We start from the raw sequence: 26,167 nt of genomic DNA, 5'->3' as shown, positions 1-26,167 counted from the left end.
TCGCCGTTTTGCGTTCACAGCGCAATTGAGACGGAATTGAAATAAACGTCACCGCAAATCGGTAGAGTGAGGTGAACTGACAAGAACGGAAGGACAAGCATGTTCGAACGGTTTACCGACCGTGCCAGGCGTGTGATCGTATTGGCGCAGGAGGAAGCTCGCTCCCTTCAGCACAATTACATCGGCACCGAACATCTGTTGCTCGGCCTGATTCGCGAAGGTGAGGGCATCGCCGCGAAGGCGCTGTCGTCAAAGGGAGTGAATCTGGACGATACGCGCAAGCAGGTGGAGGAAATGATCGGCAAGGGCAATGCCTCGCCTAATGGTCATATTCCTTTCACCCCCCATGCCAAGCAGGTGTTGGAGCTGAGTCTGCGCGAGGCGCTTCAGCTGGGACACAGCTATATTGGTACGGAGCACATTTTGCTCGGCCTGATTCGCGAAGGCGAAGGCGTCGGCACACAGGTACTCATTAAGATGGATGTGGATCTCGGTGAGTTGCGTAGCGCGACCATCGATTTGATCCGTGGCAATTCAGGTTCGTCTGACTCAAAGGGTGATTTGGCGAATGCGGGCGGCGTGCAGGACAAGCGCAACCAGACGGGTTCCGCTATTCTGGACCAGTTCGGTCGTAATCTCACCGCTGAGGCAGCTGAGGGCAAACTCGACCCCGTAATCGGTCGCAGCCAGGAAATCGAGCGCGTGATGGTGGTGTTGTCGCGTCGCACGAAGAACAATCCTGTGCTTATCGGTGAGCCGGGCGTCGGCAAGACCGCTGTGGTCGAAGGTTTGGCTCAGAAAATCAATTCTGGTGATGTTCCTGAGACCCTCAAAGACAAGCAGGTGTATTCGCTTGATCTGGGTTCCATGGTGGCAGGTTCTCGATATCGCGGTGATTTCGAAGAGCGTCTCAAGAAGGTGCTCAAGGAGATCAAGACCCGCGGAGACATCGTGCTGTTCATCGATGAGATCCATACCATAGTTGGCGCAGGTTCGGCTGATGGTGCTTTGGGAGCATCCGATATGCTCAAGCCTATGCTGGCTCGCGGCGAACTCCAGACCATTGGCGCCACCACAACCGACGAATACCGCAAGTACATCGAAAAGGATGCGGCTCTGGAACGTCGTTTCCAGCCGATTCAGGTGCATGAGCCGACCATCGCAGAGACCATCGAAATCCTCAAGGGTTTGCGTGAACGGTATGAGAACCACCATCATGTGACCATAACGGACGATGCAATCCAGGCCGCTGCGGAGCTTTCCTCTCGATATATCCAGGATCGCAATTTGCCGGATAAGGCGATTGATTTGGTTGATGAGGCTGGTGCGCGTCTGCGCATCAAGAGATTGACCGCTCCGCCTGAATTGAAGGAGCTTGACGCAAAGGTGGCGGCTGTTTCCTCTGAAAAGGACCAGGCCATCAAGGACCAGGACTTCGAGAAGGCGGCGGAGCTGCGCGACCGTCAGGAGAAGCTGGAAGCCGAGCGCAAGGAAAAGGAATCAGCTTGGCGTGAGGGCGAATCCGATGTCAAGATGGTTGTGGATGAGGATGTTATCGCAGAGGTAATCTCCAATACCACCGGCATTCCTGTGGTCAAGCTGACCCAGGCAGAATCCAAGAAGCTGCTGGGTATGGAAGCGGAGTTGCATAAGCGCATCATCGGTCAGGATGAGGCAGTGTCTGCATTGTCGCGTTCGATTCGCCGTGCCAGGGTGGGCTTGAAGGATCCGAAGCGTCCTTCGGGTTCATTCATCTTCGCAGGTCCTACTGGCGTTGGTAAGACCGAACTTGCCAAGACCTTGGCGGAGTTCCTCTTTGACGACGAGGATGCGTTGATTCGCGTCGATATGTCGGAATTCTCCGAGAAGTATGCGGCATCGCGACTCTTCGGTGCGCCTCCAGGTTATGTGGGCTACGAAGAGGGCGGCGAGCTCACCGAAAAGGTGCGTCGCAAGCCGTTCTCCGTGGTGCTCTTCGACGAAATCGAAAAGGCTCATCCGGATATCTTCAATACCTTGTTGCAGGTCTTGGATGACGGTCATCTCACCGACGGCCAGGGACGTAAGGTGGACTTCAAGAACACCATCATCATTCTGACGACGAATTTGGGAACCCGCGATATCGCCAAGACCGCTAACACCGGTTTCAACCTTGGTTCCAATAGCGATTCGAGCTACCAGCGCATGAAGGATCAGGTGAGTTCTGAGCTCAAGCAGCAGTTCCGCCCTGAATTCCTCAACCGTCTTGACGACATAATCGTCTTCAAGCAGCTGGACGAGGATCAGGTGCGACAGATTGTTGACTTGGACGTCAAGCAGCTCAATGACCGCCTCTTTGAGCGTCATATGGCTTTGGAGTTGACTCCGGCCGCCAAGGATCTGCTTGCTCAAAAGGGCTTTGACCCGCTATTGGGTGCACGTCCTTTGCGTCGAGTCATTCAGCGCGATATCGAGGATGCCATTTCGGAGCAGATCCTCATGGGAGAGCTCACGGATGGCGAGAAGGTGCTGGTCGATGCAGAAGGCGAAGGCATTCTCGGCGAATTCACCTTCAAGGGTGAGTCCTTCGCTGAAGAAGATGCCTCCGACGAGCAGAAGACTGATGCAGCTCCTGAACTGGTAGGCGCTGGCTCAGAAGAGCAGGATGGCGAATAGTCATATCGTCTCACAATAACTTCGAGTTATTGTCCGAAAGGGGACTCCGTACGGTTGGTGCGGAGTCCCCTTTCATGATTAACGGGCACAATAGAATGAATGAAATAGCCGCAGCACGGTTGTTGTGGTTTACTCTGCGTTCAATTGAGCGTCACTTATGAAGGTATGCATACGCGCTTCTTCGGGGGATAATGAAATAAGACTTTCATGGCGCTGTAGTTTCGTGTCATGTCAATGAGAAAGAAAAGGACAATATATGGGAATGCCTTTGGATCTATATGTGATCCGTCACGGTGAATCGGAGGCGAATGTCATCGTCAAAGCGGGGGAGCAGGGCGATAATTCGTTATATACACAAGACAATGTGACGGTGCCAGACCGTTCATGGCGACTGACTGCCGTTGGGCGCAAACAAGCCGATTGCATTGGTCGTTGGTTGGTGGCGCAACAGCAGTTATTTGATCGGTATTTGGTGTCACCGTACGTCCGCACGCGAGAAACCGCCGCCACCATGGCTCTGCCCAAGGCCAAGTGGGAGGAGACCAGAGTGCTGCGTGAACGCTCGTGGGGTGAGATCAACACAATCACTCAGGATGATTTCAAAACCAATTACAGCCGCAATTGGATGTTCAAGCGCACCGATCCGTTGTATTGGAGGCCGCCGGCGGGAGAGTCCATTGCAGATGTCGCCGAAGACCGAGTGCATAATTTGCTGACTTCCTTGAATCGACGTACTGGTTCTGAATCGGTGGTGGCCGTGACCCATGGTGACTTCATGTTGGCGTTGATGCTGACATTGGAGGATATCTCAGATGAGGAATTCCTGCGCCGTGCAGACAGCGATGAATGGCGTATCACGAATTGTACCTGCTTACATTATTCGCGGCGGGATCCCAATACCGGACGCACTTCTGAACGGCTGAGATGGGAACAGACGGCACGACCGGTGCTCGATGAACAGACCGGACGCTGGGAGGTTCGCGTCGAGCCTTGGCGTGAATTCCAAAGGCCTTTGCTCTCCAATGGCGATTTGGTCGATGTGGTGCATTCAGTGGATCCTCATCTTTTGGAATACGCTCGCTAGATCGCTTGAACAGTATCGAATAGGCCTTCAGTCCTGCCCTTTTCGGCGCATGCTTGCCCCCTCTCGCAGTGGCGTTCAAGCAGTCATTGAGGAGGGTTATCCAACACATTCGAATGAGTCATGCCGAAATGTGAACAGATGGTGATTTCACCCGCTACAATATCCCAAGGCGGGCATGCGGAGGTGCCGCTTGCCTTGAAGGCCGAAGGAGAGACGGATGTTGAATCTGTTCACATGGAAATTGCACGGTGACGGGAAGACACTTGCTCCCGGTGAAGTGGTGGAGCCGGATGAACGACTGACATGGGGACGAACTGCGGGCATAGGAGCCCAGCATGTTATCGCCATGTTTGGTGCCACGTTCCTGGTGCCGATTCTCACGGGTTTCGATCCCTCAACCACTCTGTTCTTCACTGCAATGTCAACGGCGCTGTTCTTGCTCATCAACAAGAACGTGCTTCCCAGTTATTTGGGAAGTTCCTTCGGTTTTATTGCGCCGATAACCGCTGTTACCACTGCGCATAAAGGCATCGCCGTTGCCAGCTTCGGCATTGTGGTGACCGGCGTGCTTCTGGCTTTGGTGGGCGTTTTGGTCCATTATGCCGGTGCAAAGTGGGTCGATATCATCATGCCGCCTGTGGTCAATGGCGCCATTGTTGCGATTATCGGCTTCAATCTGGCTCCCTCGGTATGGAATAACTTCCAGACCGCCCCGGATACCGCTCTGGTCACATTGTTTGCAGTGCTGCTGATCGCAGTGCTGTTCCGTGGAATGCTGGGAAGGCTCAACATTCTGCTCGGCGTTTTGGTGGGATATATATATGCTTGCTTGCGCGGTCAGGTTGATTTCCAGGCGGTAAGTGATGCCGCTTGGATCGGTTTGCCGAAATTCCATCTCCCTGAAGTTGATTTCTCTATTTTGCCAATGTTTATTCCTGTGGTCCTCGTGCTGGTCGCTGAAAATGTCGGCCATGTCAAATCCGTGGCTCAGATGACCGGTCGCGATTACGACAATCAGATGGGAACGGCTCTGTTCGCTGATGGTTTGGGAACCGCCATCGCCGGTTTCGGCGGTGGTTCAGGCACCACAACCTATGGTGAGAATATCGGCGTCATGGCGGCAACGAAGGTGTATTCAACAGCGGCATATTGGTGCGCTGCGGGCTTTGCCTTGTTGCTCAGCCTCTGCCCGAAATTCGGTGCCATTATCAATACGATTCCAGGCGGTGTTCTCGGTGGCGTCACCACCTTGCTCTACGGCATGATTGGCATGATCGGCGTGCGTATTTGGGTTGAGAACAAGGTGAATTTCGACAAGCCTCTTAATATCATGACCGCTGCGGTGGTGATGATCGTGGGTATCGCCAACTTTACCTATGCAGTTTCCGGAGTGCAGTTCAATGGCATAGCAATCGGCACCATTGCCGTTTTGGTACTGTATCACGGATTGAAGGCCATTGGTAAGCTTACCGGAACCATTGAAAAGGATGATCCGGATATTCTCTGATGCGTCATAAATAGCCAGTCGTCCAAACAATAGGTGACTTGGCATGAAGGTGAAACGGCGACAGGTGTTCCTGCCGCCGTTTCATTATGTTGCACAATCCTCAGTGCATCCGTGTGGCTGCCAATCGTTGGCTTCGGTGCAATGAACAGATATGCAAAAGCCTGTGCCGCCAGCCAAAGAAAAGTAGATGATTGAGTCAGCAATTCGACTTAGCGCATATGGCGTTGTTGAACACCGCAGGTAGGATGCTTGGCATAAGGTTGTTCATACAAGTCAGTGTGAAGGAGAACGACATGAGTTTGGCGATTGTGACAGGAAGCGCACAAGGCCTGGGAAGAGAATTGGCGGTTCAATTGATTGCCAAGGGGTGGACCGTATGCGGTGTCGATTTTAACGGCGAGGCTCAAGAGGACATGGTTGCCCAATTCGGTGATAGCTATCGTGCCTTCACCGGTGATGTGTCCGATGAGCAGTTCGTGCAATCCAGCGTGGAGGAGATTTCCCGGATAGGACATATCGATCTGCTGATCAATAATGCGGGACAGCCCTCATTCAAAGTCCCGACCGCATACGAGGGTGCAGACATTGATAAATGCCTCAAAGGCTTGAAGGGCATGGTGTTGTGGAGTGTGGCAACATTGAATGCCACCAACGAAGAGCATCTGAAAATCGCCAATGTCATGAGCACTGCGGCAACCCGCGGCAATGCCAATGAATCCGTGTATTGCGCCACGAAATGGGGAGAGCGTGGATACACAGAAAGCCTCAAGGCTGCATACAAGGGGAGCAGCGTCAAAATCGTCGGCGTGTATCCAGGCGGCATTGACACGAATTTCTACGTGGATAGCCATGATTATGTTTCCGAAGACAAGCAGCATTCCTTCATGGACCCTGCTCAACTCGCCGAGGTGATTCTCTTCAATTTGGTGAATGACGCAAATCTCACCGTTTCGGACATTTTGATCGAACGAAATTACCGCTGATTACAATCTGAGTTCATAAGCGCAGGCATGCCTTGGCTTAAGGTGGCCTGCGTTTGTGTATGTGACGGTAATCATGAAGGACGACGTGTCTGAGGAAGTTGCAGTTGCAGTAGGTGCCAATGAGTGACAGAGCGGCGTTTCGGAGTAGGGCCGATGCCGGATGAACCGAGTGTTGTCATTGGTTATGGCAACGCACCAAGGCAGAAAGGGGGAGCAGAGTGGAACACCAGATCACGGAAGCGGTGCCATCCCGCATATGGAGACGTGCCTTGCATGACACCCTGCCGATATGCGCGGGGTTTCTGTTTCTCGGCACCTCATACGGTCTGCTCATGCATGTCAAGGGATTTTCCTTGCTGTATCCAGTATCCATGGCCGCGCTGATTTATGCAGGTTCTATGGAATTCGTCACCGTTGATTTGCTACTCGGGGCCTTCAACCCTCTTCTCGCATTTGTTATGGCGCTTATGGTGAACGCTCGACATCTGTTTTATGGATTGTCCATGCTGGACAGGTTCAAAGGAACCGGCTGGATAAAGCCATATCTTATTTTCGGCATGTGCGATGAGACCTTTGCCGTGAATTCCAGGGCTTCTTTCGAGAACAAAGAGGACTTGCGGCAATATATGGTTTTGGTCACCGTATTCAATCAGATTTATTGGGTTTCAGGGGCGACCCTGGGATGGCTGGTAGGCGGCATGCTACCTCAGTCTGCCACCAAAGGAATTGAATTCGTGCTCACCGCGTTGTTCGCCGTGATTTTCATGGATCAGTGGTTGAATTCATCGAAGCCCGGTCATATTTCCGCCTTGGTAGGTGTGGCGGCATCGGTGATTTGCCTTGTGATATTCGGTTCCAGCCGTTTCATGATTCCCGCTTTGGAGACGATGCTGGTCCTCTTCGTGCTGTTGCGCCCGCATTTGGATGAGTTTGCTCAAGAATCACCGGAATCGGGGAAGGAGAAAGAGTCATGACCGTTGTGCAAAGTATGGTCACCATCGCTGCCGTGGTGCTCGGCACTATGGTGACGCGATTCCTGCCTTTTATCATCTTTCCCGAATCCACTGAGCCGCCACGATTCGTACGATATTTAGGTCGTGTGCTTCCTTTTGCCATGTCCGGGCTTTTGGTGGTGTATTCATTGCGCAATACGGCAATAACGGCTACTCCTACGGGATCCCTGAGGCTGTGGCTCTGCTGCTCACTGTCGTTTTGCACTGGTGGAAGCGCAATATGTTGCTCTCGATTTCCGCTGGAACCATTGCATATATGGTGCTCGTGCAGTTCGTATTCGTCTGATGAGCGCCATATTGTGACACGCTGATCAAGAGATGAGTCCCATACGATATTTCAGGGCCATCACCCGAGTGGCCGCTTGAGTGACCAATTGCGCGAAGTCGCTGTCTTGAGATGCTCGTTGGTTCAAACCATCGGCTATCGGTGCGACCAATGAGTACTCGCCGATACAGGCGATATCGCCGCCGGCTTCGACCAATCGCACGCCGAGCTGTGTGGAATCGATACCACTGACAGCGGCTGCGGAAAGCGAATCAGAAATCACCACTCCTGAATAGTCGGCTTTGGTGCGCAGCAGCTGACCGATTATGGTGGGGGAGAACGCAGCCGGGGCATTGGCATCCAGCTGTGTGTATGTTGCCAGCGACATCATCACCATACTGGGCTGAGATTGCAGAGCCTGCTCAAAGGCAGCAATCTGCGGTGAATCCGGGCCGGTTGTGGTGTCCACAATGCCTTGTGTGGTGAAATCCGTATTTCCTGTCACTCCACCCAATCCGGGGTAGTGCTTGATCACCGTGCTGACCCCGGCATCATGCATTCCGTCCATAAATGCCTGTGCATGAGTGGCATTGCCCGTAGCATCCAATCCAAAATCCCTGGACAGGGCACCGATCGGCGCATTCGTATTACGCTGAACGGTAACGGTGTCGACAACAGGTGCCAAATCAGTGGTTATGCCTGCTTGGACCAATTCGGAGCCCCATTGCGTTGCCTGGGCGCGAAGGATGCCCGTGTCGAGCGTGCCTTGTTCCACGGCCGATGGCATGGTGCTGAAACCGTTGCCACGCAAATGCTGCACCTGGCCGCCCTCTTGGTCGGTGGCGACGATCAGAGCAATGCCCTGCGGAGTTGAGGCTTTGACCTGTTCAACAGCCTGACGTACCGCGGCAACCCCACTATTCCAGTTGCCTGTCACCAGTATCGAACCTGCGTGAATGGAACTCACTCCAGATGCGATGCTGGCAATATCGCAGCCGGCGCATACAGGAACCATGATGAGCTGTCCGACGCGCTCTTCCATGCTCATAGCATCGACGGCTTGTCGGGCCTTGTCCATATCGGCGTCCTCAGAAGAATCCGTTGAAGAGGGGGAAGCTTGGGGAACCGCACTGCGTTGGATGTCCTCATGAGTCGAAGACGAAGCCGGCTGGCTTTGGGATGATCCGTCAGCCGAGGAAGTATTCCGATTCACCGCATTGATGCCCAATGCCACTGAAACGATAAGTGCCACTGCAATGATTACGGCCACTAGTGTCGGCAGCCAACCTGATGTGGCCGAGCGACGTGCATGTTTTGAACTATGTCCCCTGAAACTCTTCACCATCTCATTATGACATCCCATACTCGTTGTCGTTCAAAGTCATACGCATCGAGCATAAGAACCGTCGCTTTCGATGGTGAACGGTACTCTTACGAAATATGGATATGTTTGACGGGTTATTCTCATACAACAGGCCGAGGAAGTCCAGTAATCATGACAACAACGAACAGGATGAGCCGGAAATCCTGAATGTCGAGGTCGATGGCGACGAGGCCAAAAGCGATACCAGGAATTCCGGGAATGGCGGCGATGGCACGCATGCCAAATCAACTCGTGGCAAATCAACGCGACCGCGATTGAGCAACGGTAATCGCAAACCCAATCGACGTGCGATTATCGCCTTCTCCTTAGTTGCCGTGCTGGCAGTGATCGTGGGTCTCTTCTTTGGATTGGCACGATTCATTACCGACCTGATGTGGTATTCGCAACTCGGCTTCCAGAGCGTTATCTGGGTGCAGTTGGCCACCAAAGTCGGCCTGTGGGTGGCATACGCCTTGCTTATGGCAGGTGTGAGCTACATTTCCGCGACATTGGCCATTCGTGCGCGGCCTGACTCATCTGACGGATCCACGATCCGTATCAATGGAGATGTCATCGAAGTGGGCAAGGGTGTGAGCTCACGCAATGCCCGTCGTGTTGCAGTGATCGTATCCCTTGTGGTCGGCCTGCTGTTCGGTTCTCAGTTCAATGCGCATTGGTCGGAAATACTGCTGATGTTCCACGCGCAGTCATTTGGCACGACGGATCCGCAATTCGGCATTGACACCGGTTTCTACGTATTCGTGCTGCCTGGTCTCAAACTGATCGTATCCGCCATATCACTGCTACTCGTGGTCGGGCTGATCTTCTCCGTGGTCACTCATGTGCTTATGGGCGGGATCCGCATCACCATGCCGGTTAAGGGACGTGGATTGTTCTCCATAACCAAGCGTTCCCGTCGCCAGTTGGGCATATGGCTCATCATGATCATGCTGGCGGCTGCGATAACGCAAGTGCTTTCGGCATTCAGCAGCCTCACGGCGACCGGTGATCGATTCACAGGAGCCGCGTATACAGCTGTGCACGCAACCATTCCGGTAACCTTCGTAATGGCCGCGCTTACTGCGGTATTGGGTGTGGTTTTGGGTGTCTGGCTTATGCGCTCGCATGCTCTGGAAGGCCCGGCATCCCTTGGGGTCCGTGCTGTTGCAGCATTGAAGGCATGGCGTGTTCCTGCGATAGCGGTTTCGGTGACCGTGGTCATCGCCTTGCTGCTCACTGTGGTGTGGCCGACGCTTTTGCAACGTTTCAAGGTCAATCCGAATGCGCAGGAGATGGAATCCAGCTATATCCAGCGCAATATCGAAGCCACGCAAGAAGCGTATGGACTCAAGGATGTGAAGGTCGAACAGTATCAGGCCACCACAGAAGGCAAGTCTGGCGCCTTGGCTTCGGATGCCGAAACAACCGCACAGATTCGCCTGCTCGATCCTCAGGTCGTTCCTGCAACATTCAAGCAGCTGCAGCAATCCAAGCAGTACTATTCATTCCCGGACACTTTGGCTGTCGACAAATATGACGTCAATGGAGTCAGTCAGGATACGGTTATTGCCGCCCGTGAATTGAATCTCGATGGCAACGATAACCGCAATTGGGTGAACGACCATACGGTGTATACACACGGCTACGGCATTGTCGCGGCATATGGCAATCAGGTCACTGCCGACGGGCAGCCTCGCTTCTTTGAATATGGCATCCCGACTCAAGGTGAGCTCACTGATACGCAGCATTACGAACCACGCATCTACTTCTCGCCCAATGCGCCGGAATATTCCATTGTCGGAGCTCCGGAGGGTACGCAGTCATGGGAATTCGATTATCCGACCGGTTCACAGGGTGCAACCAATACCTTTAGCGGCAATGGAGGCCCCTCGGTGGGCAATATCTTCTCCCGCTTGCTCTATGCCATTCGCTTCGGTTCCGATCAGATTCTGTTCTCCGATCGCGTTACCGCAGATTCGCAAATCCTCTATGATCGCAGTCCTAAGGATCGCGTGGCAAAGGTGGCTCCGTATCTCACATTGGACGGACGCGTGTATCCGGCAGTTGTGGATGGCAGGGTGAAGTGGATCGTGGATGGCTACACCACATCCGACCAGTACCCCTACTCTCAGATGACCGATTTGGGCGAAGCAACAGAGGATTCGACCACAACCACTTCGCAAACCATACAGGGTTTGGGCTCCCAGCAGGCGAATTACATTCGCAATTCGGTGAAGGCCACTGTGGACGCATACGATGGCTCAGTCGACCTGTATGTGTGGGATGCCAATGATCCGGTGATCAAGGCATGGTCCCAGATTTTCCCTGGCCAATATCATCAGATTTCCGATATCTCCGGTGATCTGATGAGCCATTTGCGCTATCCGGAAAGTTTGTTCAAGGTGCAGCGGCAGCTGCTTTCCAAATATCATGTGACCAGTGCAAGCCAGTTCTTCTCAGGAGAGGACTTCTGGCAAAGCCCTGTGGATCCGACTGAATCGCAGGAAGCCCAGAAGCGTGATATCTTGCAGCCTCCCTACTACCTGACATTGCAAACCGGCGGTTCGAAAGAGCCGGTGTTTTCGTTGACATCAACGTATATTCCAGCCGGCGACTCCTCGACGACTCGAGAGATCCTCACTGGATTCCTTTCTGTTGATTCGGATGCGGGCAATACCAAAGGAACCATCGGTGCGAATTACGGCACATTGAGATTGCAGGAGCTGCCCAAGGATTCCAACGTGCCAGGCCCCGGCCAGGCGCAGAATAATTTCAACGCCAATGCTGATGTGTCCAAGGAGCTGAACTTGCTTGAATCAGGATCCACCAATGTCAAACGTGGCAATTTGCTCACATTGCCATTGGGTGGCGGATTGGTGTATGTGGAACCGGTATATGTGCAGTCAAGCGGTGCCACGAGTTATCCATTGCTGAAAAAGGTGCTGGTTGCCTTCGGCGATCAAGTCGGTTTTGCCAATACTTTGGATGAGGCTCTTGATCAAGTGTTCGGTGGAAATTCCGGTGCCTCCGCAGGAGACGCGGATAATTCCAATGCTTCGCAGAACGGCGGACAGACTTCCGACGATGCGGATGGGCCGGATCAATCCAGCTCAAGCTCCGGTGACAGCGCAATGAGCGAAGAGCTCAAATCGGCACTGCAGGATGCTGCGCAAGCGATGAAGGATGCCGATGCGGCGATGAAATCCGGCGACTGGTCCGCGTATGGTCAGGCGCAGCAGCAATTGCAGGATGCTCTGAACAAGGCGCTGGCCCAAGAACAGGAGTAAAGCAGCTAACTGTTATGAATCTGTGAGGCACATTTCGCAGGTTCATAGCAGTTTCCATTTTGGGCGCTTGATTGGGATGCGTATCGCGAGATACTCGTTCCAACCAAGCGCCCAGCCATATTCGGGAGGATGCGTCACTTACGCAAACTCGCATTTGTGCAAACGCTTAAGTCGAAGAACGCCCTCGCAACTGTGTTTATCGAATGCCAAGAATCTCACAACTGGTCGGCGTCAGGGTCTTCATCATCGCTTGCAGGGCCGATAAGCAGCAATTCGGAAGCATTCACCGCTACCAGCAGCACGCAGGTCATGGCGATGATCACAATGGTCGCGCAGAATACCAAAGGTGTGCGGAAGGAATTGTAGGCTGCCTGCAGCCAGATGCCCAAACCGGAGCGTGAGCCCAGATATTCCGCAGTTGCAGCCGTTGCGACGGTGTATGCGGCGCTTATGCGGATTCCACCGAAAATATGGCGTGCAGCCACCCTGAGCTTGACATGCCACAGAGTCCACGCATTGCTTGCTCCGCAGGTCAAAGCCACATCAGTGTAAAACCTAGGAACGGCTTCGAGGCCACGAATCGTCTGGACCGCTATGGGGAAGAGTCCGAATATGGCGACAATGATGATTTTGCCGGAAATATCAAAACCAAACCAGATCAGAAACAGCGGCGCAATAGAGATTAGCGGCATGGTTTGTGCGGCATACAACAGCGGGAATAATGCTGATTTCAGCGTTCTGGAGATATAGAAAGCCATACCCAAAGCAATGCCGCAAGCGATGGCCAGAACAAATCCGACGAAGCTTTCCAATGCAGTGACCTGGGCAGCAGGCCACAGAGATGGCCAAGAATCAACCAAGGCTTGGCCGATAGCGATAGGGGATGGCATGACATTGGGACTTATTCCCGATCGGGAAACCCAAATCTGCCACACAATCAGTATGAGGAGCACTGCCGTCACAGTCGGCAATATGCGACGAACGCGTTCCATATTCACCTTGCCTTTCCGTCCAATTCCACTGCGCGACACACGGTAAGGTGAGGAGCCCGGGGACGCCCAATGGAGGCGGCAATACTTAACAATGAGCGATATGCGCTTTTTCCGCCGCATACCATTATCTCGTCAACCTCGACTTCAAGCCAACCGAGAACCTGAGGAACCGACGTCGGTATGGAGTACTGTGCAGCTCCATGACATGGGTGCAATCCAAGAACGAAGCAATGTCTGGGCGATGCTTCATAATCGATGCGCTTGATATCAATGTGTGGCAAACCGACTGTTGATTGGTCTTTCCAAGGCAACCGGGGGCATTGAACAGCGGAAACCGGCCCTGTGGTCACGTTCTGCCGACCTTCCGCGAATCCCAGAGCGTGACGATGATACGAGAACTAGGGATTGCCTGATGCTTCGTGATATGAAAAGCAAAAGTCTGCGCATATGTGTTGCTGTGTTGAGTGCGCTCGTCGCCTTGTGCATGGTGACGGCATGTGGCGTCACTGCCGACCAAGCTGGAACCACCAAAACAACATTCATGCTTTCATGGGCACCGGATACCAATCATATCGGCGTGTACGTCGCCAAGGAACAAGGGTATTTCGCCAAAGCTGGATTGGATGTGGATATCGTCGCCGTGTCCCAGGCAGGTGCGGAACAAGCGGTGAATAGTGGTGTCGCAGATTTTGCGCTGTCCAATTTGACCAATGTGGCACAGTACAGTCTCAAAGGCGCCAATCTTCGTGAGGTGCTCCAGGTACAACGCAAACCGAGCGCCATTTGGTGTTCACTGGCTTCGAACACATCCATAACTAGACCGCGTGATTTCGACGGCAAAACGTTTGCCACATTCGGGGCGAGTGAATCCGATGCGGTGATCAAACGCATGATTCAATTCGATGGTGGAACTGGAACGTTTGACAAGGTGACTGTGGGTACCTCCACATTCCAGACGCTGTCTTCGGGACGTGCCGACTTTGGTGGATTCTATGCCACTTGGGAGGGTGTGCAAGCCGATATGTATGGTCCGAAGCTCAATTGCTTTACCGAACCGGATTACGGGGTTCCTGGCAATGCGGATACCATCGGCATCATTGCCAATGAGAAGACAATAACCGACAATCCGCAATTTGTACGCTCATTCGTCCAAGCAGCGCAACAGGGGTATCGCTATGCATATGAGCATCCTGACGAGGCAGCGGAAATGCTGGTGAAGGCTGCGCCCGACGCCAATCTGGATGCCGATTTTGTCAAACGCAGTATGCATGTGATCGTGGAGGGGCAATATTGGGGATCTCCGCAGGATATCGCAGACGGAAAGCTCCGCCTTGGGGCACGTGATACCCAACAAGCGCAGGAATATCTTGATTTTCTTGGCCAGGCCCATGCATACACGGATGCCAATGGGAATACCGTGGACACGGTTCCTCAGGCGGATCAGTTATCGACGGATGAGTTCCTGAGCTGATCCCTCAAGCCTCATGTTGGGAGCGGCCTCGAACGGTGCCAGTTGTCAGGGAAGCGATGATTCGACGCATGTGCTCTGGTGAAAACAAGCAACGAGCTGGTCTCATTTGCGCTCGGGGATACGACGCGACATATGCACGCCGACAAATGCATATTAGAGGCCGTTCCCATCAGCGCGAAACCGTTTCGTAAGCGATATCAACGCAATCAAGCACAAATCTCACTCAATCCGAAACAAGCCATAAGGAGAAGATATGACCAAACGTATCATCATGGACGCAGACACCGGCATTGACGACACACTGGCTTTGGCCTATCTATTGGCTCAGCCGAAAGTCGAACTACTCGGCGTAGTCGGCGTGTATGGCAATGTGCATGCACGCGTTGCTCATACGAATAATCGCATGGTGCTCGAAGCCTTCGGACGCGCTGATATCCCCACGGCCATGGGATGCACCGCTCCTTCCTGGGCACAGGAATTCGCTGTGGATGAGGGGTGCGCACGATTCCATGGTGACAACGGATTCGGCGGCGTCAGCCCTGTCGATTATGTGTCTGGATTGCCGAAATCAAGTTCTAATGTCGCAGCGCAGTCACGGGACGTGAATACCGTTGGCTTGCCCAATTCACTTGGCAACTCGGCGATAGGCTCTGTGGGCGGCACGCGCACCGAACTCCGCGATATGCCTGCAGATGCTGTTCGGGCGACCTGCGGCAGAGGCGTCCATATGATTATCGATGCCGTACGGCAGTACGGAGAAGAAGTCACCGTACTTGCAACCGGGCCATTGACGGATGTGGATGCTGCGATACGCATAGCACCGGATATCGCGCAGCATTTGCAACTGGTGATGATGGGCGGCGCTTTGACTCAACAGGGCAATTGCTACGACCTGATATGCGAAACCAATATCATCCAGGACCCCGAGGCGGCAGACAGGGTGTTTCATTCAGGCGCGCATATCACCATGATCGGTTTGGATGTGACCCATCAATGCCTGCTGACACGCCGCGATATCGCAGCATGGGAGGACACTGGCGTGCCAGTGGGGCGGTTCCTGGCGGATATGACCAAGTTCTACATCAGTGCCAATGAATCAAGCGATGAGATTTTTGCGGCGGGAAGCCCCCTGCATGATCCCCTTGCCGCGGCAGTGGCCGTTGATGCATCGCTTGTGGGATGTTTTGATATCAATATGATGGTGGAAACGCAGACCGGGGACGGGTTTGGATTCAGAGGACGCACCATCGGCGATCGGACCATGCTTGTGGGGCACTCCTGCCGGACCCATGTGGCGCTTTCAGTCGATGCGCAACGATTCCATGACGATTTTGTGGATTCGGTGACGCGATTGTGTCAGGAACAAACCCAATGATTGCATCCTCAATCGCTGCTGCTGAATGCATGACATGACTCGGATGCGGCATATGCGATGTGCCATGCCGTCTGATGCGTTGCGGTGCACGAGCTTTACGTCAGGGCACACCGGCTCATACGCAAGGTTGTGCATGAAGTACTGCACTTATATCTCACGGCGATATTACCCAGTGTGATCAGCATTGAAAGAGACTGTTACGGTTACGTGAAATATCGTGTGCGTACAATACTCGGCATGGCAACCATACGAATGGCTCAGGATTCAGATATTCAGGCAATAACCGACATCTACAACCAGGCAGTCTCTGCTGGAGGAAGCACAGCCGATTTGCAGCCGCGCACCATCGAACAACGATTGGAATGGGTGCATTCGCATACGCCAAGGGAACAATATCCGGTAATGGTCATGGAAGAGAATCATCAGGTAGTCGCCTTTGGTTCGCTCTCTCGCTTCCACCCCCGTTCCGGTTATGACGGCGTGGTGGAACTGAGTTATTACGTTGATGAGAGCGCTCGCGGCCATGGGATCGCAACGGAAATGGTCCAATGGCTCCTTGATGAGGCGAAGCATCGTGGGCATCGCATGGCCACTGCCTTGATTTTTGCCGATAATGCCGGTTCCATTGCGCTCATGGAGCATTATGGGTTTTCCCGTTTCGGTTTGTTGCCCCGTGCCTGCTATGATGGCTCACGGTTTTTGGACATGTCATATTGGTGCAAGGAACTATGAACGACTGAAAATAGCGTTCGCAAAGTGACAAGTCTGTGTTCTTCCGCGTCGAATGAGATGCGCGGTGTGATGGTTATTGACCGATGTGTGTGATAGGTGAGTGGAGCATATGGCATCCGATTTCTGGCTGATCGTCGGATTGGGCAATCCTGGCAGCAAATATGAGGGAACCCGTCATAATATGGGGTTCATGGTGGCGGACGTTCTGGCTGAACGATGGTCAGTACGGTTGTCGGATCACAAGGGGTTGGCGAAATTAGGCAAAGGCGTCATGAATTTGCATGGCACGACCACGAAGTTTTTTCTGGCCAAGCCGGTGACGTATATGAATGATTCAGGCAATGCGGTGGCCTCGATTTCGGCGTATTACGACATTCCTGCGGAACATATCGTTGTGGTGCATGACGATATGGATCTGGAATTTGCCCGTATCAAAGTCAAATCGGGAGGATCGGCCGGGGGCCATAACGGCATAAAATCCATCGATCGTTCTCTGGACACCAACCAATATGCACGAGTGCGTATGGGTGTCGGCCATGCCAAACGGGGCGCGAATGCCCATGCGAATACGGTCAATTGGGTTTTGGGAGGATTCGGTCCCGACCAGCGTAAGCAGCTGCCTGAATTCCTGGCAGATGGCGCCGATGCAGTAGAGGAAGTCATCATTGACGGCTTGAGCCGCGCACAGGAGCATTTCAATGGTCGATAATGGCAACAACGGCGCAGCGGTGGCTTCGCTGGCCGGTGTTTTGGAATCGTTGGACAAGGATCCGGTTTCCAAGATGTTGCGACGGGGAATCTGGAGGTTGTCGAGGGAGCGGAATCGCGCAGACTGACTATCGGCATCCCCACCGGTATGCGCCCTGCTTTGGCGGCGGCCACTTCAGGAAGGGCACCCGTAGTTCTGGTCGTGGCATCCGGACGTGAAGCCGAAGATACCGTTCAATCCTTGCGTTCTTGGTATGACGGCGATCCGCAGGATATTGCGCAATTGGATGCATGGGAAACACTTCCTCACGAGCGTCTTTCCCCCCGCGCGGACACTGTAGCCAGCAGGATGGCTGTTTTTCGCAGGCTGAAACATCCCAATCCAACTGATTCGATGTTCGGTCCGATCCGGATATTGGTTATGCCTGTTCGTTCATTAATCCAGCCGGTTGTGGCGGGTCTGGGCGATATCGAACCATTGGTATTTGAAACCGGCAAGGACATTGCGCTGACCGAAGCGAGTGCCAGACTCGTCGAGCATGCGTACACGCGCGTCGATTTGGTTATGGACCGTGGCGAATTCGCCGTACGCGGGGGTATTTTGGATGTGTTTCCGCCAACGGCTCCGCACCCTGTGCGCGTGGAATTCTTCGGTGACGAAGTGGATTCCATACGCGAGTTCCATGCCTCGGATCAACGCACATACGGCGATGACATCAAGCGTATCTGGGCAACACCCTGTCGTGAACTGCAATTGACCCAGGAGGTTCGCGATCGAGCGAAAAGCCTTGCAGGGCAGATTCCCAATGCGGATGACATGCTCGAATCCATAGCCAATGCAGTGCCTGTAGAAGGCATGGAATCGCTGATGCCGGCATTGGTGGATGACATGGAGGCGGTTCACTCGTTGCTGCCGCATGATGCCATTATCATGCTCTCCGATCCCGAACGCCTGCGTCGGGCATCGGATGATTTGGTCAAAACGGCCAACGAATTCCTTGCCGCCAGTTGGCATGTTGCTGCGGGCGGTCATGGTGCCGGAGCTCCTATCAGCTTCGAACAGGCAAGCTTCCTTGAATTGGAAGATTGCATACATGCGATGGAATACGATGGCAGGGAGGTGCTGTCGCTTTCCGATTTCGGTATCGATCCGAATATGCCCGGACAATACGCGATCCCGGCTCGTGCGTCTGCCTCGTACCGGGGAGACGAATCAAAGGCCAGCAAAGGTATCGAAGGACTTATCGATGCAGGGTTCACGGTGACCGTCACCGCTGCTGCCCAAGGAACCCTGGCCAGATTGAAGCGAGCGATCAACCTTACCGGAATTACGGCTTTCGAACTGGTGCGCTCGTGGGCGGTTGATGGGTTTATCGATGATTCAGCCAAAATAGCCCTGCTCACTGAACGTGATATCACTGGCAAGGATGGCGTTTCCGGCCGTTCATCAACGCCAAAGCGTCGCCGCAAGGCAATCGATCTGATGGAACTCAAGGCCGGCGACTACGTGGTTCATGAGCAACATGGCATAGGTCGTTTCATTGGAATGAAGCAACGCGCCATAAGGTCCGGCGCCAATACCAGCACTCGGGAATACATCGTGCTGGAATATGCTCCATCCAAGCGCAATGCACCTGCCGACAAGCTGTTCATTCCCACTGACCAACTTGATCTGGTCAGCAAATATATCGGTGCCGAAATACCCAAGCTCAACAAATTGGGCGGTTCGGATTGGGCGGCGACCAAGGCGAAGGCACGTAAACATGTCAGCGAGATCGCCGAAGATCTGGTGAAGCTCTATTCGGCGCGGCAGAGCGCTGCAGGATACGCATTCAGTCCGGACACCCCTTGGCAGAAAGAGCTGGAAGACGCATTCCCGTACCAGGAAACCGCCGACCAGCTCACCACCATTGACGAGGTCAAGCGGGATATGGAACGTTCCGTCCCTATGGATCGTTTGATATGCGGTGATGTGGGTTTCGGCAAGACAGAAATCGCGGTGCGTGCGGCCTTCAAGGCGGTTCAGGATTCCAAACAGGTCGCCGTTTTGGTGCCCACCACATTATTGGTGCAGCAGCATTTTGATACATTTACCGAACGGTATGACGGTTTCCCTGTGAAAGTCGCGGCCATGAGTCGTTTCCAAAGCGCCAAGGAAATCGAACAAACATTGGCAGGTCTCAAAGACGGCTCAGTCGATGTTGTCATCGGCACGCATAAATTGTTGAACCCGAGTATCGCCTTTAAGGATCTGGGGCTGCTGATCATCGATGAGGAACAACGCTTTGGCGTTGAACACAAGGAAACCCTGAAGGCTCTGCGAACCAATGTGGATGTGCTCTCGCTTTCGGCAACACCGATTCCGAGGACCTTGGAAATGGCTGTTACCGGTATTCGTGAAATGTCCACGCTGGCAACCCCTCCTGAGGATCGTCTTCCGGTGCTTACCTATGTGGGGGTTCACGAGGATTCACAGGTGACGGCGTCAGTCCGACGCGAGCTCTTGCGCGGCGGTCAGGTTTTTTATGTGCATAATCGAGTTTCGGATATCAATGCGGTGGCAGCACATATCCATGACCTCGTTCCTGAGGCTCGAGTCGGTGTGGCTCATGGCAAAATGGGGGAGAAACAGCTCGATACGATTATCAGGGATTTCTGGCACCGAGACATCGATGTGCTGGTATGTACGACGATTATCGAAACAGGGCTTGATATTTCCAATGCCAACACGTTGATAGTGGACCAGGCTGATCGATTTGGATTGAGTCAGTTGCACCAGTTGCGAGGACGAGTCGGCCGCGGCCGCGAGCGAGCCTATGCATACTTCCTGTATGATCCGTCCAAGCCGATGACTCAGCAGTCGCATGACCGTTTGACCACCATTGCACAAAATACTGCATTGGGTTCAGGTTTTGATGTGGCCATGAAAGATTTGGAGCTTCGAGGCACGGGCAATTTGCTGGGCGATGCACAAAGTGGGCATATCGAAGGGGTTGGCTTCGACTTGTATGTGCGCATGGTCTCCGAAGCGGTTGAGAAATACAAAGAACCTGAACGCAATGAGCCGGTCACGGTCACCATTGACCTGCCCATAGAGGCTTCGATACCGGTCGAGTACATCGATTCCGACAGGCTCAGGCTTGAAGCATATCGGAAGCTGTCTCAGGCTCGCAATGAACATGATCTTGCCGAGCTTCGCGAAGAATTGATGGATCGTTATGGCGAACCCCCGCAAGATCTGGAAATGCTTTTCGAAGTGGCTCGCCTGCGCAATCGCGCAAGCGCCATTGGTATCAGCGAAATAATCGCTCAAGGACGCAATGTTCGCATAGGTCGTGTCGATCCTCCGGAATCCTTGCAAATGAGGCTTTCCAGAATATACAGAGGAACGCAATACAAGCCGGTCACGCATACATTGCTCATACCGGCACCATTTGCGGGTTCTTTGGGGTCCGGACCTATGAACGCCGAGGAAGTGCTTTCTTGGACCCAGCACCTTATGGAAGATCTGGAGTGGAAAGGCGCTTTGAAGGCGTAATCGTCATGTATGGCAGCATTGCTGTGTGCCGTGCTTACTGCTGAATCCAACCGAACACAGCACATATATGAATATCCTCCAATCGAAACGATCGCTGCACTCGACTGGAGGATATTCGTATATGTGTTTTGAAGTTGCCGGCCTATTCGACGTATATGACCTTTGTGTCGCCTTGCCTATTGGAACGGTTGATCAATATATCCCTTAACCACTGCTCGTATGCGCTTCTGTCCTGAGGATAACCATCCCGATCAGAATGCGATCGATCGAGACTGAGCATGCCCTGCAATTGTCCCTCAGAAAGCACGGCTATCCGGTCCGCTAACCGGATTGCCTCATTCATATCATGGGTGACCATAAGCACCGTCCAATGATGTTTGCGGCACAAGTCGGCGAGCAGATTTTGCATATCGATCCGTGTCAGTGCATCCAAGGCGCCAAATGGTTCATCGAGCAGCAATATGGATGGTTTGCGGACGAGCGCGCGAGCCAAAGATGCACGTTGGGCCTGTCCTCCTGAAAGTTGCGATGGCCAGGATGTGTCATATCCCGCCAGCTGAACATCATCCAAGGCCTTGGCGGCAGACTCCCTCAATTGTTGACGGGAGCCGGTCATGCCAAGAACGATGTTCTTCCACACGCGGATCCAAGGAACCAGTCTGGAATCCTGGAATCCGAAGGCGCTTTCACCCTCTACATTCACGCGACCCGATTGGGCGGTGAGCAGTCCGGCTGCTATGCGCAATAAGGTTGACTTTCCGGAACCGGAACGGCCCATAATGCACACGAATTCACCTGGTGAGACCTGCAAACTCACATTCCGGAAAATCGAAACGCCATCGAATTGCATGCTTATGTCATCCAATTCGATGCGGCCAGGTGTGCCGCGCTCTATGCTTGGCGTCGTCATCTCATGGGTATCGCTCAACACCGCACCGTACCTCATTTGGAACAATCGATGGTATGAGCATCGATATCGGGGATTGCATCGATGAAGCCGAAATCGACGTATTGTTGCGCCTGCGCGGCTAGCAAAGCCTTGCCATCCGCGTCGATTGGTTTGATGGTTGGCACGTCGAATTTGCGTACCTGGTCGATCAGTGAATCAGAGGCTCCGAATTCGCGATAGGTGTCGTATATAAAGGATGGGTCCTGCTGTGCGCGCTGTGATTCCTTGACCAATGCATTGTACAGGCGCTTGACGGTATCAGGATGCTCTTTGGCAAATGTCGAGGACACCATATGGATGGACACGTTTTTGGAATCGTAATCCTTGCCTGTCACCAGAAGGGTCGCTCCTTCGGTGGCAATTGCGGATGCAAGATTTTGGTCATAGCTGGCCAAAGCATCGACCTGACCCGAGGCAAAGGCGGCGGCGAAATCGGTCTGGCTCATTTCGACTTCATTGACCTTGGTGTAATCCAATCCCGCATGGCTGAATGCCGCTTTGACAATGTAGTCGCCCGTTGCGCCTTTCTTGTCAATGGCAATGGATTTTCCATACAAATCCTTCAGCGACTTTACTCCGCTTCCCGGTGCGGCCACGATACCTTGGGAATCGCCGTCATAATATTCGATGGCAAATGCCACCCAGGGTGTATCTTGGCTGATCAGTCTCAGGAAATGACCCGTACCGGTGCTTGAGGCATCGGCCTGGCCTGATTGCACGGCTTGGAAAGCGTCGCTGGGAGGGTTGAATGGGCCGGAGAATGAAGCCGAATCCGGACTCATTGTCGAAGCCACGAAATCTTCATTGCGCAGTGTCGTCAAATAATTTGCAGTCGATAGATAGGCTATGCGAACGGTTGCTGCACCGTCGGCTGGTGCGGTGGTGTTGGCAGAGGATTGGCTGGCACATCCTGTTGCAGAAAAGGCCATGCCTAGGCAGAATGCGGCTGCCAGCGATCGCTTGAGAACGGTATTGAAATGAATAGACATATGAACTCCTTATATTGTGTGATGGTTGGTTTCGTGTATCGCCCATATCCTCGTGGGTGAGGCAATACACAGTGAACAGGGGGGGGGAGGCGCGGGCACGACAGGTGAAACGGCCCAGTGCACAAGTCGAGCTGGGTGCGTGAATCATGGTCGAGACATTGAGCGCTATCGTCGCCAGGAAATAACGCAGCGTTCCGGCAATTTCACCAAGCCTTCGCTGGCAAGCCCAAGCAAGGCGTAGAGCACAACGCATAGCATCATCTGGTCTGTGCGTGAAAATTGCTGTGACCTCGAAAGGATGTATCCGATGCCCGTGCTTGAATTCACGGTCTCGCAGGTGACCAATGCGATCCAAGCCACGGCTATGGCAAAACGCAATCCAGTCATAAACGATGGCAATGCGCCCATGAACATAATGCGCGTGAGTATTGTGCGTCGGGGCATGTGATACGCCTGGGCGAGCTCCAATAATTTGGGATCAAGATTGCGCACGCCATCGCGAAGGTTGACATAGATCAAAGAGAAAACCCCTATCGCTATCAGGGTTATTTTCATCCCTTCGCCTATGCCGAGGGCAATGATCAGCAGGGGAGATAGCGCAGGGAATGGTATGGCTCGCAGCATATGCACGGGTTTATCGATTACGGCATATCCAATATGTGATGCGCCGGCCACCAGTCCGCAAGGAACTGCGAAGGCAATGCCGAGAGCGACGCCCGAGCATACCCTGACAAGCTTGCGCCGATCGAAGGCCACAGAATGCCCTCCTGAGCAAGATCAAACCAAGCGCTTATGACGGCCGTTGGACTGGAGAACAATGAAGGCTTCGATGACAGATCAGATGATACCTGCCAAAACAGCAGAATTGTCATCGTAGTGAGCCATGGTGAAACTGCATTCCACACTCGTCGTAGAGGAGGCAATGCAACACCGCGGCTGGAAAAATACGCATGCGGGCGTGGCATGGAACGACATTCCCTTCGTTAGTATTGACTAAATCAGGTTCGACGAGTGTAATCTCAGCCCGGCCGTCCGCTTTCAATATTGATCATTGTTTCCAGCGTTTTTAAGAACTTGCCCGGGCACCCCGTGTCTTCTTGCGTTTGCCATAATACCGAAACCCTTGACCACATTGCCGTTGTGAGTTCATGACGGAGAAGGGCATGAGACAAGCAGCCACCCAGTTTGGGTTGCGAAGCCTTGGAAGAGTAGGGTAGGGGCATCGATTCACAAAACGGTTGACTGTCGGAAAGGATGGGCGATGACTTTGATTGAACACGCACAAGGAAGTGAAGCACCTAGCATCAGGACCGCAGGTGTCGAAGATATCGATGAATTGCTCAGATTATTGAAACAAGTAGCACAAGTGCACCATGTGGGAAGGCCCGATCTCTTCAAAGACGGTGGCAGTAAATATGACCATGATTCATTGAAGGAGTTGTTAGGGCAGAAAGATGTCACCGTGTATGTGGCTCAGCTGCCCAATGAACAACGACTGGCAGGTTATGCCTTCACCATGGAACAGCATCATGAATCGCATGGAGCATTTCAGCCGATCTCCACGCTGTATGTCGACGATCTATGCGTGGATGAAACGGTACGCGGTCGTGCAATAGGCTCACGCTTGATGGAGCATGTGTTTGATGTGGCTCGGCAGCAAGGGTTTTATAATGTCACACTCAATGTGTGGGCATGCAATCCGGAGGCGCTCGCATTTTACAAGCGTTGCGGTATGGAGGTCTATACCTACGGTATGGAACGAATCGTAAACGACGCACAATGAATGGCGTCGAAAACTGTGAACGCTCACACACGCCATGCAGCACAATCACAGTTATCGTCCACAAAGCCCACTATTCTTGGAAACGTCAACACAACCTAATTGCTAAGGAGTAGTTGTGGCAGCTATTGAAAGCGTGTACGCGCGCGAAATCCTTGATTCCCGCGGCAACCCAACCGTAGAAGTGTATTTGGAGACCGAAGACGGTGCTCAGGGCCGTGGTCTGGTTCCTTCCGGCGCTTCCACTGGTGAAGCCGAGGCTTGGGAGCGTCGCGACGGCGACAAGTCCCGTTATCAGGGCAAGGGCGTACTCGAAGCGGTGAAGGCCGTGAACGAAGTGATTGCTCCGAAGGTCATCGGCATGGATGCCACTGACCAGCGCGCTCTTGACGAGACCATGATCGAGCTCGATGGCACCCCTAATAAGGGCAAGCTGGGCGCAAACGCCATTCTTGGCGTTTCTTTGGCTGCCATCTATGCTGCCGCTGAGTCCGCAGAACTTCCTCTGTATCGTTACTTGGGCGGCACCAACGGCCACATTCTGCCAGTGCCGAACATGAACATCATGAACGGCGGCGCTCATGCAGACTTTGCCACCGATATCCAGGAATACATGATTTCCCCTTACGGCTTCGAGACCTACAGCGAGGCACTGCGCGCAGGCGTCGAGGTGTACCACACCTTGAAGAACGTGCTCAAGAAGCAGGGTCTGGCCACTGGTCTGGGCGATGAGGGCGGCTTCGCTCCAAAGATGAAGTCCAATGAAGACTCCATCAAGTTCATCATGGACGCCATCTCCGCAGCAGGCTACGAGCCTGGCAAGCAGATCGGCATCTCGCTCGATGTGGCTTCCTCCGAGTTCTTCAACAAGGAGACCGGCAAGTACCACTTCGACGGTGAGGATCGTGAGTCCGCTTATATGCTCGACTTCTACGAGAACCTCGTCAACGAGTACCCAATCGTGTCCATCGAGGATCCGTTCCAGGAAGAGGGCTGGGAAGACTGGGCTGCAATCACCGCTCGTCTCGGCGATCGCCTGCAGTTCGTCGGCGACGATTTGCTCGTAACCAACCCGAAGCGTCTGGCCAAGGGCATCGAGCTGGGTGCGGCAAACTCCCTGCTCGTCAAGCTCAACCAGATCGGTACCGTTACCGAGACCCTGGATGCCATCGAATTGGCTACCAAGAACGGCTTCACCTCCATGGTGTCCCACCGTTCCGGCGAGACCTCCGACACCACCATCTCCGATCTTGCAGTGGCAAAGAACACCGGCCAGATCAAGACCGGTGCACCTGCACGTGGTGAGCGCGTTGCCAAGTACAACCGCCTGCTGGAGATCGAGGAAGAGCTCGGTTCGACCGCACAGTACGCTGGCTACAGCGCATTCAAGGCTTGCAAGCAGTACATGAAGTAAGCCCTATGCAGTGTTGAGCTGCGGGCTTTGAGTCCGCCGCGCGACACTCATATCTCAAGGTG

At 53.5% G+C, this 26,167-nt stretch carries 17 protein-coding genes, 3 pseudogenes and 1 riboswitch; of the genes and pseudogenes, 15 read left to right on the top strand and 5 right to left on the bottom strand.

The features are described from left to right. Window positions 1-99 precede the first annotated feature (99 nt). The 6 genes and pseudogenes from BITS_RS03790 to BITS_RS03765 all read left to right on the top strand — a co-directional run bounded on the left by BITS_RS03790 (window position 100) and on the right by BITS_RS03765 (window position 7,528). Window positions 100-2,655 (top strand): ATP-dependent Clp protease ATP-binding subunit, encoded by a 2,556-nt coding sequence (locus BITS_RS03790; protein WP_026642119.1) that lies wholly within the window; start codon window positions 100-102, stop codon window positions 2,653-2,655. A 256-nt stretch (window positions 2,656-2,911) separates the two neighbouring features. Continuing rightward, window positions 2,912-3,739, top strand: a complete 828-nt coding sequence (locus tag BITS_RS03785; RefSeq protein WP_026642118.1) for a histidine phosphatase family protein — start codon at window positions 2,912-2,914, stop codon at window positions 3,737-3,739. 217 nt (window positions 3,740-3,956) lie between these two features. Continuing rightward, window positions 3,957-5,246 (top strand): uracil-xanthine permease family protein, encoded by a 1,290-nt coding sequence (locus tag BITS_RS03780; RefSeq protein ID WP_026642117.1) that lies wholly within the window; start codon window positions 3,957-3,959, stop codon window positions 5,244-5,246. Between the two features lie 293 nt (window positions 5,247-5,539). Beyond that, the gene (locus BITS_RS03775; RefSeq protein ID WP_026642116.1) at window positions 5,540-6,229 is read left to right on the top strand and encodes an SDR family oxidoreductase; all 690 of its coding nucleotides are present in this window, start codon (window positions 5,540-5,542) and stop codon (window positions 6,227-6,229) included. A 218-nt stretch (window positions 6,230-6,447) separates the two neighbouring features. Then, the gene (locus BITS_RS03770) at window positions 6,448-7,203 is read left to right on the top strand and encodes an AzlC family ABC transporter permease (protein WP_044259417.1); all 756 of its coding nucleotides are present in this window, start codon (window positions 6,448-6,450) and stop codon (window positions 7,201-7,203) included. After that, window positions 7,200-7,528: pseudogene (locus BITS_RS03765) on the top strand (branched-chain amino acid transporter permease). The gene BITS_RS03770 and the pseudogene BITS_RS03765 overlap by 4 nt, the downstream one beginning before the upstream one ends. A gap of 25 nt (window positions 7,529-7,553) precedes the next feature. Here the strand turns inward: BITS_RS03765 and BITS_RS03760 are convergent. Then, the gene (locus BITS_RS03760) at window positions 7,554-8,789 is read right to left on the bottom strand and encodes a glycoside hydrolase family 3 N-terminal domain-containing protein (protein ID WP_026642113.1); all 1,236 of its coding nucleotides are present in this window, start codon (window positions 8,787-8,789) and stop codon (window positions 7,554-7,556) included. 158 nt (window positions 8,790-8,947) lie between these two features. Between BITS_RS03760 and BITS_RS03755 the strand changes: the two genes are divergently transcribed. Then, a complete protein-coding gene (locus tag BITS_RS03755; RefSeq protein ID WP_026642112.1) occupies window positions 8,948-12,157 on the top strand; it encodes a UPF0182 family membrane protein in 3,210 nt (1,069 codons plus the stop codon). Window positions 12,158-12,372: 215 nt separating this feature from the next. On the opposite strand, the gene BITS_RS03750 is transcribed toward BITS_RS03755, so the two are convergent. Further along, the gene (locus BITS_RS03750) at window positions 12,373-13,149 is read right to left on the bottom strand and encodes an ABC transporter permease (RefSeq protein ID WP_034533845.1); all 777 of its coding nucleotides are present in this window, start codon (window positions 13,147-13,149) and stop codon (window positions 12,373-12,375) included. Window positions 13,150-13,573: 424 nt separating this feature from the next. On the opposite strand from BITS_RS03750, the gene BITS_RS03745 reads away from it, so the two are divergent. The 6 genes and pseudogenes from BITS_RS03745 to mfd all read left to right on the top strand — a co-directional run. Then, window positions 13,574-14,620 carry an ABC transporter substrate-binding protein gene (locus BITS_RS03745; RefSeq protein ID WP_026642110.1) on the top strand — a complete coding sequence of 349 codons (1,047 nt, stop codon included), beginning with the start codon at window positions 13,574-13,576 and terminating at the stop codon, window positions 14,618-14,620. 253 nt (window positions 14,621-14,873) lie between these two features. Continuing rightward, window positions 14,874-15,995, top strand: a complete 1,122-nt coding sequence (locus BITS_RS03740; RefSeq protein WP_026642109.1) for a nucleoside hydrolase — start codon at window positions 14,874-14,876, stop codon at window positions 15,993-15,995. Between the two features lie 237 nt (window positions 15,996-16,232). Then, window positions 16,233-16,727 carry a GNAT family N-acetyltransferase gene (locus BITS_RS03735; protein ID WP_026642108.1) on the top strand — a complete coding sequence of 165 codons (495 nt, stop codon included), beginning with the start codon at window positions 16,233-16,235 and terminating at the stop codon, window positions 16,725-16,727. 109 nt (window positions 16,728-16,836) lie between these two features. Further along, entirely contained in the window at window positions 16,837-17,436 is a 600-nt protein-coding gene (pth, locus tag BITS_RS03730) for an aminoacyl-tRNA hydrolase (protein ID WP_026642107.1), read from the top strand. Further along, the gene (locus BITS_RS09685; protein WP_156097480.1) at window positions 17,426-17,563 is read left to right on the top strand and encodes a hypothetical protein; all 138 of its coding nucleotides are present in this window, start codon (window positions 17,426-17,428) and stop codon (window positions 17,561-17,563) included. The genes pth and BITS_RS09685 overlap by 11 nt, the downstream gene beginning before the upstream one ends. A gap of 5 nt (window positions 17,564-17,568) precedes the next feature. Next, window positions 17,569-20,973: pseudogene (gene mfd / locus BITS_RS03725) on the top strand (transcription-repair coupling factor); the annotation flags it as partial. Window positions 20,974-21,115: 142 nt separating this feature from the next. On the opposite strand, the gene BITS_RS03720 reads toward mfd, so the two are convergent. From BITS_RS03720 to BITS_RS03710, 3 genes and pseudogenes are all read right to left on the bottom strand, one after another. Next, window positions 21,116-21,919, bottom strand: coding sequence for an ABC transporter ATP-binding protein (locus BITS_RS03720; RefSeq protein ID WP_152571217.1), 804 nt, complete (start codon window positions 21,917-21,919; stop codon window positions 21,116-21,118). Then, window positions 21,916-22,911 carry an ABC transporter substrate-binding protein gene (locus BITS_RS03715; protein WP_044259415.1) on the bottom strand — a complete coding sequence of 332 codons (996 nt, stop codon included), beginning with the start codon at window positions 22,909-22,911 and terminating at the stop codon, window positions 21,916-21,918. The genes BITS_RS03720 and BITS_RS03715 overlap by 4 nt, the downstream gene beginning before the upstream one ends. Before the next feature lie 165 nt (window positions 22,912-23,076). Further along, a pseudogene (locus BITS_RS03710) lies at window positions 23,077-23,783 on the bottom strand (ABC transporter permease). Window positions 23,784-23,868: 85 nt separating this feature from the next. Further along, window positions 23,869-24,011: riboswitch (TPP riboswitch) on the bottom strand. Between the two features lie 161 nt (window positions 24,012-24,172). On the opposite strand from BITS_RS03710, the gene BITS_RS03705 reads away from it, so the two are divergent. Next, window positions 24,173-24,694: a GNAT family N-acetyltransferase gene (locus tag BITS_RS03705; RefSeq protein WP_044259414.1), complete on the top strand. Its 522-nt coding sequence runs from the start codon at window positions 24,173-24,175 to the stop codon at window positions 24,692-24,694. A 115-nt stretch (window positions 24,695-24,809) separates the two neighbouring features. After that, the gene (gene eno / locus BITS_RS03700; protein ID WP_026642102.1) at window positions 24,810-26,105 is read left to right on the top strand and encodes a phosphopyruvate hydratase; all 1,296 of its coding nucleotides are present in this window, start codon (window positions 24,810-24,812) and stop codon (window positions 26,103-26,105) included. Window positions 26,106-26,167: the final 62 nt, after the last annotated feature.

This window comes from Bifidobacterium tsurumiense, assembly GCF_000741765.1.
In the GTDB taxonomy this organism is placed as follows: domain Bacteria; phylum Actinomycetota; class Actinomycetes; order Actinomycetales; family Bifidobacteriaceae; genus Bifidobacterium; species Bifidobacterium tsurumiense.
The sequence above is the reverse complement of the archived record's forward strand: the minus strand, read 5'-3'. Positions and strand labels throughout refer to the sequence as shown.

Coding starts and splice junctions, on each gene's coding strand:
- BITS_RS03755 (WP_026642112.1), top strand. CDS start 8,948: ATGGATATGTTTGACGGGTTATTCTCATACAACAGGCCGAGGAAGTCC.
- BITS_RS03775 (WP_026642116.1), top strand. CDS start 5,540: ATGAGTTTGGCGATTGTGACAGGAAGCGCACAAGGCCTGGGAAGAGAA.
- BITS_RS03790 (WP_026642119.1), top strand. CDS start 100: ATGTTCGAACGGTTTACCGACCGTGCCAGGCGTGTGATCGTATTGGCG.
- BITS_RS03745 (WP_026642110.1), top strand. CDS start 13,574: ATGAAAAGCAAAAGTCTGCGCATATGTGTTGCTGTGTTGAGTGCGCTC.
- BITS_RS03715 (WP_044259415.1), bottom strand. CDS start 22,911: ATGTCTATTCATTTCAATACCGTTCTCAAGCGATCGCTGGCAGCCGCA.
- BITS_RS03705 (WP_044259414.1), top strand. CDS start 24,173: ATGACTTTGATTGAACACGCACAAGGAAGTGAAGCACCTAGCATCAGG.
- BITS_RS03740 (WP_026642109.1), top strand. CDS start 14,874: ATGACCAAACGTATCATCATGGACGCAGACACCGGCATTGACGACACA.
- pth (WP_026642107.1), top strand. CDS start 16,837: ATGGCATCCGATTTCTGGCTGATCGTCGGATTGGGCAATCCTGGCAGC.
- BITS_RS09685 (WP_156097480.1), top strand. CDS start 17,426: ATGGTCGATAATGGCAACAACGGCGCAGCGGTGGCTTCGCTGGCCGGT.
- BITS_RS03750 (WP_034533845.1), bottom strand. CDS start 13,149: ATGGAACGCGTTCGTCGCATATTGCCGACTGTGACGGCAGTGCTCCTC.
- BITS_RS03720 (WP_152571217.1), bottom strand. CDS start 21,919: ATGAGGTACGGTGCGGTGTTGAGCGATACCCATGAGATGACGACGCCA.
- BITS_RS03780 (WP_026642117.1), top strand. CDS start 3,957: ATGTTGAATCTGTTCACATGGAAATTGCACGGTGACGGGAAGACACTT.
- BITS_RS03785 (WP_026642118.1), top strand. CDS start 2,912: ATGGGAATGCCTTTGGATCTATATGTGATCCGTCACGGTGAATCGGAG.
- BITS_RS03735 (WP_026642108.1), top strand. CDS start 16,233: ATGGCAACCATACGAATGGCTCAGGATTCAGATATTCAGGCAATAACC.